The sequence below is a fragment of the Pseudoclavibacter sp. AY1H1 genome (assembly GCF_002931055.1).
Taxonomy (GTDB): domain Bacteria; phylum Actinomycetota; class Actinomycetes; order Actinomycetales; family Microbacteriaceae; genus Pseudoclavibacter.
Genome location: NZ_PSXX01000001.1, coordinates 540,816 through 554,248, shown reverse-complemented (window position 1 = coordinate 554,248; position 13,433 = coordinate 540,816). Strand labels below are relative to the sequence as shown.

Sequence of the window (13,433 nt, the reverse complement as noted above, 5' to 3'; positions counted from 1 at the left end):
CTATTCTGACACGCGCAGCGCGGCGGTTCGCATCGCCGAGCGAACCTCGGCCTCCCTGGGGAGGACTTCCGACTCATCACGGCCGGTGAAGAGCCGAACCTGCACGAGTGCCTGGGCCAGGAGGAGCTCGAGTCCCGAGACCACCTGACCACCGGCGGACTGCCAGCGCGTCGCGAGCTTCGTGGGCCACGGGTCGTAGAGCACGTCGAAGAGCACCGCCCCCTGCACCCACGATGCGTCGATGCCGACGTGGTCCCGGTCTCCCGGCACGGTGTTGACGACGAGCTCCGCGGCGCGCGCCTCGGGGGGAAGCGCGTCGAACGCAGCGAAGGTCAGCACCTCGACCTCGACCCCCAGCGAGCGCGCGAGCGCCGCCATGCCCTGCGCTCGTTCCGGCGCTCGGACGACGATGGAGAGCTCGGTCGCCGCCAGCGAGGGCAGCGCTGCGATGACGGCGGCCGCCGTACCGCCAGCGCCGAGCAGCCGCACCCGAGGAGCCGAGAGGACACCTGCCTCGTTGAGCGCCGCGACGAAGCCCGTCACATCCGTGTTCCACCCTCGAGCCGGGGCGCCCGCGTCCGCCCCGTCGAAGACCAGCGTGTTGACGGCGCCGATCTCCGATGCGGCGGGCGCGAGCGTGGAGGCGAACGCGCGAGCCTCGTGCTTCAGGGGCATGGTCACGGAGAACCCGCGCCATCCCTGCCCCCTCGACGCGAGGAAACCCGCCAGCCCACCCTGCGGCACGTCGAAGCGCTCGTAGCTCCAGTCGAGACCGAGGACCTCGTACGCGGCCGAGTGGATCGCTGGAGACTTCGAGTGCCCGATCGGAGACCCCAGGACGGCGAGCCTCGTCGAAGCCTCACCCATATTCGGGGTGCTCGGCCATCCACGCCAGCCACTTGGCGACCGCGACCTCGTGCTCCTCGAACGTCTCGGAGAAGATGGTCTCCCCCGTGTCGAGGTTCCAGGTCACGAAGTACACCCAGGGGCCGTCCGCAGGGTTCACCGCCGCGTCGATCGCGATGTCGCCGGGGTTCGAGATGGGGCCGACCACCATCCCGGGATGCACATAGGTGTTGTAGGCGTTCGCCGCGTCGGCGCGCTCGGCATCGCTCGTCGAGACCCGGTGCGTGTTGCCCGTTCCGTAGGCGACCGTGGCGTCCGACTGGAGGAGCATGCCCATGTCGAGTCGGTTCAGGAAGACCCTCGAGACCTTGTAGTAGTCCTCTCTGAGCCCGGCCTCCTTCTGGATGAGCGAGGCGAGGCGCACCGTGTCCCAGCGGGCTTCCGGAGCTACTCCGTGCTCGTCGAGCGACTGGAACATGCGGTCCACCAGGGTCTTAAGCACCGTCGTGGCGTCGACGCCCGGATCGAAGCTGTAGGTCGCCGGGAACAGGAAACCCTCGAGGGTCGTGGCTTCGGCAGGGAGGCCGAAGTTCGCGGGAACCGCGGCGGCCTCAAGGTCGGCGACGGGGATGCCGACGCCGCCCTCGATGAGAGCGTAGACGTCCTGGAGGGCGGTCCCCTCCGGGATCACGACCGTCGACTCCTGACGGTTCGCAGGATCGAGGAGCGACACGAGCGCTGATTCCGCGCTCATCTCCTCCTGCATGCCGTAGCTGCCCGGAATGAACACCGGGTCCTCGGGCTGAGCCAGCACCTCATCCACGAAGGCACCGGAGGTCTTCACGATGCCCACGTCGGCGAGGCGCTCTCCGATCGAGGTCCCGGTGTCGCCGGACTCGATCGTGAAGGCGAGCTCCGTGCCGTTTCCCGACCCCTCGAAGTCGGCGGAGGCGGCGCCGCCGCCGAAGATGCTGCGCAGCTGCGAGCCGAACCCGAACCACACGACCGCCGCGCTCACGGCGACGACGACCACGAGCACGAGGATGACGAGCAGACTCCGCTTGCCACGGCGTGCCGCGGTCGACTCGCGGCGTCGGCTGCCGCCTGCCCTCCGCGGGCTGGCAGCACCGGCATCCGTTGCCGGGGCCGCCTCGTCGGAGAAGAGATCGCCGAATGGGTCGTCAGGTGTGAAGCGCTTTCGTCCGTCGTGGCTACTGGGGGTCTGGTTGTCCGACAGAGTCCTGATCCTTTCGGGAGAAGAGCTCACCCGGTGCACGTCCGGATTGGCGCTCCGCGTCGAGCGAGGTTTGCAAGATGACCACCGCGGCCATCTGATCGATGATGTGCCGAGACCTGGAGGCCTTCCGGCCGACGTCTCGGAGCTGGCGGCTTGCACTCACCGTCGTCAGACGCTCGTCCACCAACCTGAGTGGCACCGGAGAGCTCGACGCGATCTGCTCGGCGACGGCCCTCGCGTCGGCGGTCGAGGCGGTCTCCGCACCCGACAGCGACAGGGGCAGTCCGACGACGATCTCGATGGCGTCGTACTCGGCGACGAGTTCCGCGATGCGCCTGGCGTGCGCGTCGCCCTTGGCGCCGTCGCGCGGCACGGTCTCGAGGGGGGTGGCGAGCATGCCGTGCGGATCACTCCGGCTGACGCCGACGCGGGCCTTGCCCACGTCGACGCCGAGTCGGGTGCCGATCCGGAACTCAGTCATTCGCCAGTGCTGAGCGGATGGCGGCAAGCGCGTCGTCGAGCCGTTCGACGTCGGTGCCGCCGCCCTGGGCGACATCCGGCTTGCCGCCGCCGCCGCCACCGAGGATCGGGGCGGCGATGCGGACCAGAGCGCCTGCCGCTGCACCGGTGTCCCGGGCGGCGGCGTTGGTCGCGACGAGCACGATCGGCTTGCCGTTCGAGGCGGCCCCGAGGGCGACGACGGCCGGGCGCTCGCCGAGCTGCTCGCGGACGGCGAGCGCCAGCGAGCGGAGCTCATCGGCACTCCGAACCTCACCGAGGTGCTTCGCGACGAGCACGACGCCCCCCGCGGTGCTCGCCTCGGCGGCAAGAGCCGGGACGCGCTGCATGGCTTCCGCCGCCTCGAGCTCCGCGATGCGCTTCTGCGCGGTCTTGAGGCTCGCGGCGAGGTCCTGCACGCGATCGGCAAGCTGCTCCCGCGGCGCCTTCAAGCTGCTCGTGAGCTGCGAGACGATGGCGCGCTCGACGGCGAAGTCCGCGAAGGCGTCGCGGCCGACGAGTGATTCGATGCGCCGGTTGCTGGAACCGACGGATGACTCGCCGATGAGGTTCACGATCCCCACCTCGGAAGAGCTGCCCACGTGGGTGCCGCCGCAGAGCTCGCGCGACCACGGTCCGCCGATGTCCACCATCCGCACGCGGCTGCCGTACTTCTCGCCGAACAGGGCGCGAGCCCCCAGGGATTTCGCTTCGTCGAGGTCCATCTCCCGGGTCGAGACGACATGGTTGGCGCGGATGGCGTCGTTCACGATGCCCTCGAGCTCGGCTCTCGTGTCGACCGTGAGCGCCTGGCTCCAGGAGAAGTCGAGCCGCAGGTAGCCGGCCTTGTTGTAGGAGCCGGACTGGTGGGCGTCTGGCCCGAGGACGTCGCGCAGCGCGGCGTGCAGCAGGTGCGTCGCCGTGTGAGCCTGGTTGGCGCTGCGTCGGTAGGCGGGGTCGACGATCGTCTCCACTCGGTCGCCGACAGCGACCTCGCCGGAGACGACGGTGACGGTGTGGCTGACGAGTCCGGCGATGGGACGCTGGACGTCGACGACGTCGGCAACGAGTCCGCGGGCTGCGGAGGTGATCTGGCCGGAGTCGGCCTCCTGTCCCCCGGACTCCGCGTAGAGCGCGGTGCTCGCGAGGATGATCTCCACCTGCTGACCGGCGCCTGCGCTGGCGGCGGGGACGCCGTTGACGATGAGACCGAGGACCTCGCTCTCGTGGGCGAGGTCGGTGTAGCCCACGAACGTCGTCTCGCCGAGCGAGCGGAACTCGCTGTAGACCGAGACGTCGGCGAGGGCCGAGCGCTTGGACTTGGCATCCGCCTTCGCCCGCGTGCGCTGCTCGCTCATGAGGCGCTCGAAGGCCTCGCGGTTGACGCTGACCCCTGCCTCCTCGGCGATCTCGACGGTCAGGTCGATGGGGAAGCCGAAGGTGTCGTGCAGCTTGAACGCGGTCTCACCGGAGAGGTGCTGCACGCCGCTGGCCCGCGTCTCGGTGACCGCGGTGTCGAGGATCGCGGTGCCGGCCGTGAGCGTCCGGAGGAAGGTCTCCTCCTCAGCGTACGCGAGGCGCGAGATGCGCGGGAACTCATCGACGAGCTCCGGGTAGGCGTCCTGCATGGCGTCCTTGGACGCTGGGAGCAGCTGCGGCAGGCTCGCCCCCTCGAACCCGAGGAGGCGCATGGCGCGAACGACTCGACGGAGCAGGCGACGCAGGATGTAGCCACGTCCTTCGTTGCCCGGCTCCACGCGGTCGGCCATGAGCATGAGCGACGAGCGCACGTGGTCGGCGACGACGCGCATCCGCACATCGTCGGTGTGCACCGCGCCGTAGCGCTTGCCGGAGATCTCGGCGGCCTTGTCGAGCACGGGCCGAACCTGGTCGATCTCGTACATGTTGTCGACGCCCTGCTTGATGAACGCGATGCGCTCGAGACCCATGCCCGTGTCGATGTTCTGCTTGGGGAGGTCGGCGACGATCTCGTAGTCGTCCTTCGTCGTGCCTGCGCCTCGCTCGTACTGCATGAAGACGAGGTTCCAGATCTCGACGTAGCGGTCGTCATCGGTTGCGGGGCCGCCGTCGACGCCGTACTCGGGGCCACGGTCGAAGAAGATCTCCGAGCAGGGGCCAGCGGGGCTGCCTGGGCCTCCGGCCGACCAGAAGTTGTCCTTCATCCCGAGGCCCTGGATGCGGTCGTCGCTGAAGCCCGTCACCTCGCGCCAGATGCCGCGAGCGACGTCGTCCTTCTCGTACACCGTGATCCAGAGGTCTTCCGGCTTGAAGCCGAGACCGCCGGAGCTCTCCGGGGAGGTGAGGAGCTCCCAAGCAAACTCGATCGCGCCCTGCTTGAAGTAGTCGCCGAACGAGAAGTTGCCGCACATCTGGAAGAAGGTTCCGTGCCGAGGCGTCTTCCCGACCTCTTCGATGTCGTTGGTCCTGATGCACTTCTGCACGCTGACGGCGCGATCGAACGGAGGCGGCACGATCCCGGTGAAGTACGGGATGAACGGCACCATGCCGGCGATCGTGAACATGATCGTCGGGTCGTCGCTGACGAGGGGCGCGGAAGGGACGACGGTGTGCCCGCGCTTCTCGAAGAAGTCGAGGTAGCGGCGACGGATCTCAGCGGTTTGCATCGTGCGGTGTGGCTCTTTCTCTGGCGACGGGCGACGAAGGTCGCCCCGGCGACGGGGGATGTGCTGGTCGCGCTACTTGATGTCGGCGATGGCCGCGGAGAGGTCCTGCGTGCGGGCCCGGTAGCCCTCGGCGACGGCCTCGGTGAACTCGTCGACGCGACCGTTCACGCCGGCGAAGAACTTGCGCCCTGCCGGAGTCGAGTTGACGAGGTGAGCGAGGGCGAACCCTGCGGCGATGCCGCCGATGATGCTGAGTGCTGTGCGCATGCGAACTCCTGTGAAGAGGGGTGAGGGGGTCGGACTGGTCAGCGCGTAGCGCGCGGCTTCGGCTTCTTCGGGGTGCTCTTCGGCGTGGACTTGACCTTGGACTTGGTCGGCCCGTCGCTCTTGAAGCTCGAGATGCCGGCGCGGACTGCCGCGGAGAACCCGGCGAGCTTGATGAGGGGGCCGCCGACGCTGGCGGCGGTGAGCGCGACGAGGCTGGAGACGTTGCTCGTCGTCTCGGACACGTGGGTGGTGATGCTGTCGATCTTCGCGAGCTGCTTGTTGGCCTCGAGGACGGTGACCTGCGTCTCGGCGAGCGTCGGGGTGATCGCATCGACGGACTCGCGGATGCCGCTGCGCACCTCGTCGAGGACGCCGCCGAGCTTCAGCAGAGGTACCGCGAGCAGAAGGACGAGGACGAGGAAGACTCCGGCCGCGATGAGGCCGGCGATGTCGCCACCAGACATGGTGCTCCTTACTGAGTGCAGCGAGCTGCCGCACGGATAGACGAACGGGGCTGCCGCACGCGTAGACGAGCGGCACAGTGCCGCAGGACAGACAAAGGGGCGGGCCATCTTGCGATGACCCGCCCCTATGCTAGTTGGCTCTCGCGGCTCGGACTGTCCCGAACTGCCAGTTCCGGCGAACCGGAGCGCCTGCTTGGCTAGCGAGCAGCGTAGTACTCGACGACGAGCTGGACTTCACACGTCACCGGGACCTCGACGCGCTTCGGACGGCGCACGAGGCGCGCCTGGAGCGTTGCGAGGTCGACATCGAGGTACGCGGGGACCTTGGGGAGGACGTCCGCGTGGCCGCCGGCTGCGGCGACCTGGAAGACCTCGAGGGCCTCCGAGCGCTGCTTGACCTGGACGAGCTGTCCCGGCTTCACGCGGAAGCTGGGGCGGTCGACGAGCTTGCCGTCGACGAGGATGTGGCGGTGCACGACGAGCTGACGAGCCTGTGCCGTGGTGCGGGCGAAGCCCGAACGCAGGACAAGCGCGTCGAGGCGCATCTCGAGCAGCTCGACGAGGTTCTCACCCGTCAGGCCTGCCGCGCGACGCGACTCTTCGAAGACGATGCGAAGCTGCTTCTCGCGGAGCCCGTACTGGGCGCGCAGACGCTGCTTCTCGCGCAGACGGACGGCGTAGTCGCTGTCGGTCTTGCGACGCGTGCGGCCGTGCTCTCCCGGTGCGTACGGGCGCTTCTCGAGCGCGCGCTCTGCCTTCGGGGTGAGTGCGATGCCGAGTGCGCGGCTGAGGCGCACCTTGCTGCGTGAACGTGAGGTCTTGGACACAATTGCCTTTCGAGCGAAGTTTGGCGCGCGTGAGCGCGCAGAAATGAAGTTGCTCTCCGCCAAGGCCATGCCCCGGCGTCAAACTTGAGCAGTGTCGCGCGTGCGTCGGCTACAGACTGCACGCCTTGCTCTCGGACGCGCAGCCGCACGCAACCCCGGGAGGTAGACCGAGAAAGACTAGCACAGCCGCAGCCGCACTCAGAGTCCTGGCTTCGTGATGGCCCGCAGCTTCTCGAGTCTCGCGGCGATCTCCCGCTCTTCTCCGAACCGGGTCGGCGAGTAGTACTCGCGCTGGCTCAGCTCGTCGGGGAGGTACTGCTGCTCGGAGACCCCCCGTGCGTCGTCGTGCGGATACCGGTAGCCCTTGCCGTGGCCGAGGCGCTTCGCCCCGGCGTAGTGCGCGTCCCTGAGGTGCTTCGGCACGCGGCCGATGCCGCCCGCCTTGACGTCGGCGATCGCCGCGTTGATCCCCGAGTAGGCAGCGTTCGACTTCGGGGCAGTCGCCAGGAAGACGGTCGCCTGCGCGAGCGGGATGCGTCCCTCCGGCATGCCGATGAGCTGGACGGCGTCGGCCGCGGCCACGGCCATCTCGAGCCCCCGCGGCTCTGCGAGGCCGATATCCTCGCTCGCGAGCACGATGAGCCTGCGGGCTATGAAACGCGGGTCCTCCCCCGCGACGATCATGCGAGCCAGGTAGTGGAGTGCCGCATCAGGATCGCTGCCTCGCACCGACTTGATGAAGGCGCTGATGACGTCGTAGTGCTCATCGCCGTCCCGGTCGTAGCGGAGCAGCGCCTGGTCAGAGGCACTCGAGACGATCTCGGCATCGATCGTCGTCTGCTCGGAGGCCTGAGCGGCGGCCGCCGCCGCTTCCAAGGTCGTGAGCGCTCGTCGTGCGTCGCCGGAGGAGAACTGCACGATCGCGCGCTTGGCGTCATCCGCCACCTCGAAGGCGCCGCCGAGGCCGCGTTTGTCAGTGGTCGCGCGGTCGAGCAGCTCGATGAGGTCTGCCTCGTCGAGCGGCTGCAGGGTGAGCAGCAGGCTCCTGGAGAGCAGCGGACTGATGACCGAGAACGAGGGGTTCTCCGTGGTCGCCGCGACGAGCGTGACCCAGCCGTTCTCCACGCCGGGAAGCAGCGCATCCTGCTGCGCCTTGGTGAACCTGTGGATCTCGTCGAGGAACAGCACCGACTGGATGCCGTACAGGTCACGTTGGGTGAGGGCCTCATCCATCACCTGCCGCACGTCCTTCACGCCGGCGGAGATGGCGGAGAGCTGCGTGAATCGCTTGCCGGAGGTGTGCGCTATGGCCTGGGCGAGGGTCGTCTTGCCCGTGCCGGGTGGCCCCCAGAGGATCACGGACGTTCCAGCACGCGTGTCCTGCTCGGGTGAGGCGAGGGCGCGCAGGGGTGAGCCGGGGCGCAGCAGGTGCCGCTGACCCACGACCTCGTCGAGGGATCTCGGGCGCATCCGCACCGCGAGGGGCGCAGTTGTGCCCGCAAGGCTTGGCGCGTCACCTGTCATGAAGCCCGATGTTAGTAAACTCCCCTCTGGTGCCTGCACGGCATGCTGAAGACAAGCGAATGAGGCACAGTGGCAACTTCGGACAAGAACTCCCGCGAACAGCGTCGGCGGACCCGCGAGTACGAGGCGCGCGTCGCCGTCCACGAGCGCGGCGTCCGGCGCCGCAGCCGAGATAACCGCACATGGACGATCGCTCTTGTCGTGGTCGCCCTCGTCGTCGGCGCACTGCAGGTCTTCTACTTCACGGGCGGTCCAGGAGCCCCAGCCCCCGCCGCGGACGAGACGACGTCCCCGGCGGCCACGCCGTCCGGCGAAGTACCGGACCCGGCCCTGGCCGAGGGACGCACCTGGACGGGCGAGATGACCTTCAACGGCGACCTCACGCTGGGCATCGAGCTCGATGGCGCAGCCGCCCCGCAGGCAGTGGCGAACATGGTCGCGCTCAACGGCCAGAACTACTTCACCGACACCTCCTGCCACCGACTCACGACCGAGGGGCTCTTCGTCCTGCAGTGCGGCGACCCGACAGGAACGGGGACCGGCGGACCCGGCTATAGCTGGGGTCCCATTGAGAATGCGCCGGAAGACGGCGTCTACCCAGCAGGCACGATCGCCATGGCTCGCCAGGGCGGCAACGCCGAGAGCATGGGCAGCCAGTTCTTCATCGTCTACGAGGACACCATCCTCCCTGGCGATGCCGCAGGCGGCTACACCGTCATGGGAAAGGTCACGGGCGGCCTGGACGAGTTCGTCGCGGGGATCGTCGAGCCGGGCGTCGACCCGGCTTCCGGCGGCGGCGACGGCGCTCCCGTGGCGCCCGCCGTCATCACCTCGCTCTCCCTTCAGTAGCGGATCGAGCGGGCAGCCTGCCGGAGCGGGACGGCGAGACTGGGCATGCCCTGGTGAACGAAGCGCCCGCAGTGTCCTAGCATGGGGAGTCAGTCGCGCAAGCTGCGCAAACGCCTACCGTGAGGGAATACTCGCCATGTCTGCACTCCCCCAGAATCCGTGGGGCCGCGTCGAAGAAGACGGCACCGTGTACGTGATCGAAGATGGAACTGAGCGCAAGGTCGGCCAGTACCCCGATGGCACGACAGAGGAAGCCCTCGCGTACTTCGTTCGCAAGTTCTCCGACCTCGAAGGCCAGGTGTCTCTCCTCGAGCAGCGCGTCAAGAACGGAGCCCCGGCCTCTGACATCGCCAAGTCCGCCAAGCACCTCAGCGCACAGCTGAGCGACGCGAACGCGGTCGGCGACCTCGCCGCCCTCCGTTCGCGCCTCGAAGCGCTCGGCGGCACCGTCAGCGAGCTCACCGAGCAGCAGCGCGAGGCGCAGCAGGAAGAGATCGCCGGGGCGCTCCAGGAGCGCGAGGCGATCGTGGTCGAGGCTGAGCGCCTCGCCGCCCAGGCTCCTGCTTCCATCCAGTGGAAGCAGACGACGGCCAGCATCGACGAGCTCTTCGCGAAGTGGAAGACCCACCAGCAGGACGGGCCCAGGCTCCCGAAGGCCGAGGCCAACGCGCTCTGGAAGCGGTTCCGTGGCGCGCGCAGCACGCTCGAGCGCGAGCGCCGAGCCTTCTTCGCGGAGCTCGACGCAAGCCACAAGACGGCTCGCGATGCCAAGACGAAGATCCTGGAGCGGGCTGAGGCGCTTGCCCCCCGCGGCGCCGACGGTGTCGCTGAGTACCGCAGACTCCTCGACGAGTGGAAGGCAGCGGGCCGTGCGGGCCGCAAGTACGACGACGCGCTCTGGAACCAGTTCAAGGCAGCCGGAGATGTGCTCTTCCAGGCCAAGGGCGAGGTCGACGCAGCAGAAAGCGTCGAGTACTCCGCCAACTACGAGGCCAAGGCTGCTCTTCTCGAAGAGGCGACCCCGATCCTCCAGCTGACCGACCGTCGGGCGGCGCGGGAGAAGCTCGCCGACATCCAGCGTCGGTGGGATGAGATCGGGCGTGTGCCCCGCGAGAACTTTAAGGCCACGGAAGACCGCCTTCGTGCCATCGAGCAGCATGTGCGCAAGCTCGACGACGATCACTGGCAGAAGTCCAACCCCGAGCGTCAGGCCCGGAGCCAGGGCATGCACAGCCAGCTGACCGAGGCCATCGAGAAGCTCGAGGCGGAGCGCGCCGATGCTGAGGCGCGGGGAGACAAGCGGGCTGTCAAGGAGGCCGAAGAGGCCCTCGAAGCCCGCCGCGTCTGGCTCGCGGCCATCGGCAGCTGAGTCTGAGCGTCACTCCACAGCAGTCGAGACCGTTTGCCGTGTGAGCCATGAAGTGGGGCAGGATGCGAGCGTGCATCCTGCCCCACTTCGTCTTCTGCCCTTCGCCGAGCTCCAGGTCATGGAGCGGGACGGTGAGATCTTCCGCTTCGGCCACGCGTGTGCCGTGGGGTACGCGTCGATCGCCGGGCAGCTCACTTCGGCGAACCGGGCTTCGACGCTCGCGCGCCTCGTGACCGGCAGCTGCGCCGTGGGTGGCGCGTCAGCGATCTGGGTGCATGCGGGCGGCCCTGCGCCGCAGCAGGTCACGCTGGCGTCCCCGCGTGGTGCGCGACCGCCGAGGCGGCAACGTGCGGGTGTGAGGTACAGGTCCACTGCTCCGCCGCCGGAGGCCGTTGTGCTCGTCGGTGGCGTCCGGGTCGTCCGAACCGATCTCGCGCTCCTGGATCTCCTGCACGACCCGGAGAGCAGCCAGGCGTCGATCGATCACGCGGTGCGGCTGCTCGCCAGGGACCCGGTGGAGCTCCTCGCGGACTATCCCAGCCACCGGAGGCCATTCGTCTCCCTCGCGAGGGACCGCGCGACGCTGGCCCGCTGTGCGAGCGCTACTGCGTCTTGACCCGGTACACGTCGTAGACGCCGTCGATCCTGCGGACGGCGTTGAGCACGCGGTCGAGGTGCGTCGTGTCGCCCATCTGGAACGAGAACTTGCTGATGGCGAGGCGAGCCTTCGAGGTGTGCACGGTTGCGGAGAGGATGTTGACGTGGTGCTCGCTCAGCACGCGCGTCACGTCGCTGAGCAGTCCGGAGCGATCGAGCGCCTCCACCTGGATGTTCACGAGGAACACGCTCGAGGAGCTGGGGGCCCACTGGACCTCGATCATGCGCTCGGGCTCGCGCCGGAGGCTCGCGACGTTGTTGCAGTCCGCGCGGTGCACGGAGACGCCCTGGCCGCGCGTGACGAAGCCGAGGATGTCGTCACCGGGCACCGGAGTGCAGCACTTGGCGACCTTGACGAGGATGTCCGGTGCACCCCGGACGAGGACGCCGGAGTCGCTCGTGGTCGGGATCGTCGTGCCGGGGGTGAACTGCGGCGCCTCATCCGCGGCGGGGACGTCCTGTTCCTGGCGAAGGGCTGCCTGCAGCTTCTCCATGACCGACTGGGTCGAGACGTGCCCGTCGCCGACTGCGGCGTAGAGGGCGGTCACGTCCAGGTAGCGGAGGTTCGACGCGACCGAGGAGAACGCCTCCTGGACGTGGTCCTTGTTCAGCGGGAGACCGGCCTTCCGCAGCGCCTTGGCGACGGAGTCCTTCCCCTGCTCGATGGCCTCGTCTCGGCGCTCCTTCGAGAACCACTGCCTGATCTTGTTCTTGGCTCGGGCGCTGGCGACGAAGGTCAGCCAGTCCTGCTTCGGTCCGGCATCCGGGTTCTTCGAGGTGAAGACCTCGACGACGTCGCCGTTCTGCAGCTTCGAGTCGAGGGGCAGGAGACGCCCGTTGACCTTCGCGCCCATGGTCCGGTGGCCGACGTCGGTGTGGATCGAGTACGCGAAGTCGACAGGAGTGGCCCCAGCGCTCAATCCGATGACCTTGCCCTGGGGCGTGAAGACGTAGACCTCCTTCGCGCCGAGGTCGAAGCGGAGGGAGTCGAGGAACTCTCCAGGGTCGGTGGTCTCCTGCTGCCAGTCGCTCAGGTGCTTGAGCCACGCCATCTCGGTGCGGGTCTCGTCAGCCTTGTCCTGCTTGCCGGACTGGGCGTTCTGCTTGTACATCCAGTGCGCCGCGACGCCGAACTCTGCGCGGCGGTGCATCTCGATCGTGCGGATCTGGATCTCGACGGGTTTGCCGTCCGGTCCGATCACCGTGGTGTGCAGCGACTGGTAGAGGTTGAACTTGGGTGTCGCGATGTAGTCCTTGAATCGCCCTGGCATGGGTGTCCACCTGGCATGGATGGCTCCGAGGACGCCGTAGCAGTCGCGCACCGAGTCGACGATGAGGCGGATCGCCGTGAGGTCGTAGATCTCGTCGAAGTCGCGGCCCCGCACGATCATCTTCTGGTAGATCGAGTACAGCTCCTTGGGGCGCCCGTAGACGTCGCCCCGCATCTTCAACTGCCGGAGGTCCGACTGCACCTCGGCGATGACCCGCTGTACGTACTTCTCGCGCTCGGGCTGCCTGTGGGCGACGAGGTTCTTGATCTCGGAGTAGATCTTGGGATTGATGACGGCGAAGGAGAGATCCTCGAGCTCGTTCTTCATCGCCTGGATACCCATGCGGTGCGCCAGGGGCGCGTAGATCTCCAGCGTCTCCTTCGCCTTGCTCTTCGCCTTCTCCGGGGACATGAAGCCCCACGTTCGAGCGTTGTGCAGACGGTCGGCGAGCTTGATGACGAGGACGCGGATGTCCTTCGACATCGCCACGACCATCTTGCGGACGGTCTCGGCCTGCGCGTTGTCGCCGTACTTGACCTTGTCGAGCTTCGTCACGCCGTCGACGAGCATCGCGATCTCGTCGCCGAAGTCGGATCGAAGCTCGTCGAGCGTGTAGTCGGTGTCTTCGACGGTGTCGTGGAGGAGCGCGGCCGCCACGGTGATCGAGCCGATGCCGAGATCGGCGAGGATCTTCGCGACGGCGACCGGGTGCGTGATGTAGGGCTCGCCGCTGCGGCGGAACTGCCCCTCGTGGGCGTCCTTCGCCACCTCGTAGGCCCGCTGCACGAGTGCCGTGTTCGCTCGAGGATCGTGCTTTCTGAGCGACTTGAGAATCGGCTCGAGGACGTGCACCGGCTGCTTCGCGAACATTCGCGGCATTCGCCAGCGCAACGAGGAGACTTCACTCATGCAGCACCTCCATATGCATCATCACCCTGGCCTGCGTGGGTACGCGGACCAGGGTGATGACAAGTTATCA

The 13,433-nt window shown here is 68.0% G+C and carries 12 protein-coding genes; 3 read left to right on the top strand and 9 right to left on the bottom strand.

Features of this window, described 5'->3' with window-relative positions:
• The 8 genes from C5E05_RS02700 to C5E05_RS02665 form a co-directional block, all read right to left on the bottom strand.
• Nucleotides 1-867 carry a shikimate dehydrogenase gene (locus tag C5E05_RS02700; protein WP_104241281.1) on the bottom strand — a complete coding sequence of 289 codons (867 nt, stop codon included), beginning with the start codon at nucleotides 865-867 and terminating at the stop codon, nucleotides 1-3.
• A complete protein-coding gene (mltG, locus tag C5E05_RS02695; RefSeq protein WP_181059351.1) occupies nucleotides 860-2,113 on the bottom strand; it encodes an endolytic transglycosylase MltG in 1,254 nt (417 codons plus the stop codon). The genes C5E05_RS02700 and mltG overlap by 8 nt, the downstream gene beginning before the upstream one ends.
• The gene (gene ruvX, locus C5E05_RS02690) at nucleotides 2,058-2,564 is read right to left on the bottom strand and encodes a Holliday junction resolvase RuvX (RefSeq protein WP_104341039.1); all 507 of its coding nucleotides are present in this window, start codon (nucleotides 2,562-2,564) and stop codon (nucleotides 2,058-2,060) included. The genes mltG and ruvX overlap by 56 nt, the downstream gene beginning before the upstream one ends.
• Nucleotides 2,557-5,226 carry an alanine--tRNA ligase gene (gene alaS, locus C5E05_RS02685; protein WP_104341038.1) on the bottom strand — a complete coding sequence of 890 codons (2,670 nt, stop codon included), beginning with the start codon at nucleotides 5,224-5,226 and terminating at the stop codon, nucleotides 2,557-2,559. The genes ruvX and alaS overlap by 8 nt, the downstream gene beginning before the upstream one ends.
• Before the next feature lie 72 nt (nucleotides 5,227-5,298).
• Nucleotides 5,299-5,493 carry a Na+ dependent nucleoside transporter N-terminal domain-containing protein gene (locus tag C5E05_RS02680; protein ID WP_104241284.1) on the bottom strand — a complete coding sequence of 65 codons (195 nt, stop codon included), beginning with the start codon at nucleotides 5,491-5,493 and terminating at the stop codon, nucleotides 5,299-5,301.
• A gap of 38 nt (nucleotides 5,494-5,531) precedes the next feature.
• Complete coding sequence (locus tag C5E05_RS02675; protein WP_104241285.1) at nucleotides 5,532-5,957, bottom strand: DUF948 domain-containing protein; 426 nt, start codon at nucleotides 5,955-5,957, stop codon at nucleotides 5,532-5,534.
• Nucleotides 5,958-6,154: 197 nt separating this feature from the next.
• Nucleotides 6,155-6,784 carry a 30S ribosomal protein S4 gene (gene rpsD / locus C5E05_RS02670; RefSeq protein WP_104241286.1) on the bottom strand — a complete coding sequence of 210 codons (630 nt, stop codon included), beginning with the start codon at nucleotides 6,782-6,784 and terminating at the stop codon, nucleotides 6,155-6,157.
• A 198-nt stretch (nucleotides 6,785-6,982) separates the two neighbouring features.
• The gene (locus C5E05_RS02665) at nucleotides 6,983-8,308 is read right to left on the bottom strand and encodes a replication-associated recombination protein A (protein WP_104241287.1); all 1,326 of its coding nucleotides are present in this window, start codon (nucleotides 8,306-8,308) and stop codon (nucleotides 6,983-6,985) included.
• Nucleotides 8,309-8,377: 69 nt separating this feature from the next.
• On the opposite strand from C5E05_RS02665, the gene C5E05_RS02660 reads away from it, so the two are divergent.
• From C5E05_RS02660 to C5E05_RS02650, 3 genes are all read left to right on the top strand, one after another.
• Entirely contained in the window at nucleotides 8,378-9,157 is a 780-nt protein-coding gene (locus C5E05_RS02660; protein WP_104341037.1) for a peptidylprolyl isomerase, read from the top strand.
• A gap of 136 nt (nucleotides 9,158-9,293) precedes the next feature.
• Nucleotides 9,294-10,526, top strand: coding sequence for a DUF349 domain-containing protein (locus tag C5E05_RS02655; protein ID WP_104341036.1), 1,233 nt, complete (start codon nucleotides 9,294-9,296; stop codon nucleotides 10,524-10,526).
• Between the two features lie 40 nt (nucleotides 10,527-10,566).
• Complete coding sequence (locus tag C5E05_RS02650; protein ID WP_146081016.1) at nucleotides 10,567-11,142, top strand: hypothetical protein; 576 nt, start codon at nucleotides 10,567-10,569, stop codon at nucleotides 11,140-11,142.
• Here the strand turns inward: C5E05_RS02650 and C5E05_RS02645 are convergent.
• On the bottom strand, nucleotides 11,129-13,363 hold the full coding sequence (locus tag C5E05_RS02645) for a bifunctional (p)ppGpp synthetase/guanosine-3',5'-bis(diphosphate) 3'-pyrophosphohydrolase (protein WP_104241291.1): 2,235 nt from the start codon (nucleotides 13,361-13,363) through the stop codon (nucleotides 11,129-11,131). The two genes, C5E05_RS02650 and C5E05_RS02645, sit on opposite strands and share 14 nt — an antisense overlap.
• Nucleotides 13,364-13,433 lie beyond the last annotated feature (70 nt).

Excerpts from the sequence above, each read along its gene's own strand:
- C5E05_RS02675 (WP_104241285.1), bottom strand. The coding sequence starts at position 5,957 with ATGTCTGGTGGCGACATCGCCGGCCTCATCGCGGCCGGAGTCTTCCTC.
- ruvX (WP_104341039.1), bottom strand. The coding sequence starts at position 2,564 with ATGACTGAGTTCCGGATCGGCACCCGACTCGGCGTCGACGTGGGCAAG.
- alaS (WP_104341038.1), bottom strand. The coding sequence starts at position 5,226 with ATGCAAACCGCTGAGATCCGTCGCCGCTACCTCGACTTCTTCGAGAAG.
- C5E05_RS02645 (WP_104241291.1), bottom strand. The coding sequence starts at position 13,363 with ATGAGTGAAGTCTCCTCGTTGCGCTGGCGAATGCCGCGAATGTTCGCG.
- C5E05_RS02655 (WP_104341036.1), top strand. The coding sequence starts at position 9,294 with ATGTCTGCACTCCCCCAGAATCCGTGGGGCCGCGTCGAAGAAGACGGC.
- C5E05_RS02680 (WP_104241284.1), bottom strand. The coding sequence starts at position 5,493 with ATGCGCACAGCACTCAGCATCATCGGCGGCATCGCCGCAGGGTTCGCC.
- C5E05_RS02665 (WP_104241287.1), bottom strand. The coding sequence starts at position 8,308 with ATGACAGGTGACGCGCCAAGCCTTGCGGGCACAACTGCGCCCCTCGCG.
- C5E05_RS02700 (WP_104241281.1), bottom strand. The coding sequence starts at position 867 with ATGGGTGAGGCTTCGACGAGGCTCGCCGTCCTGGGGTCTCCGATCGGG.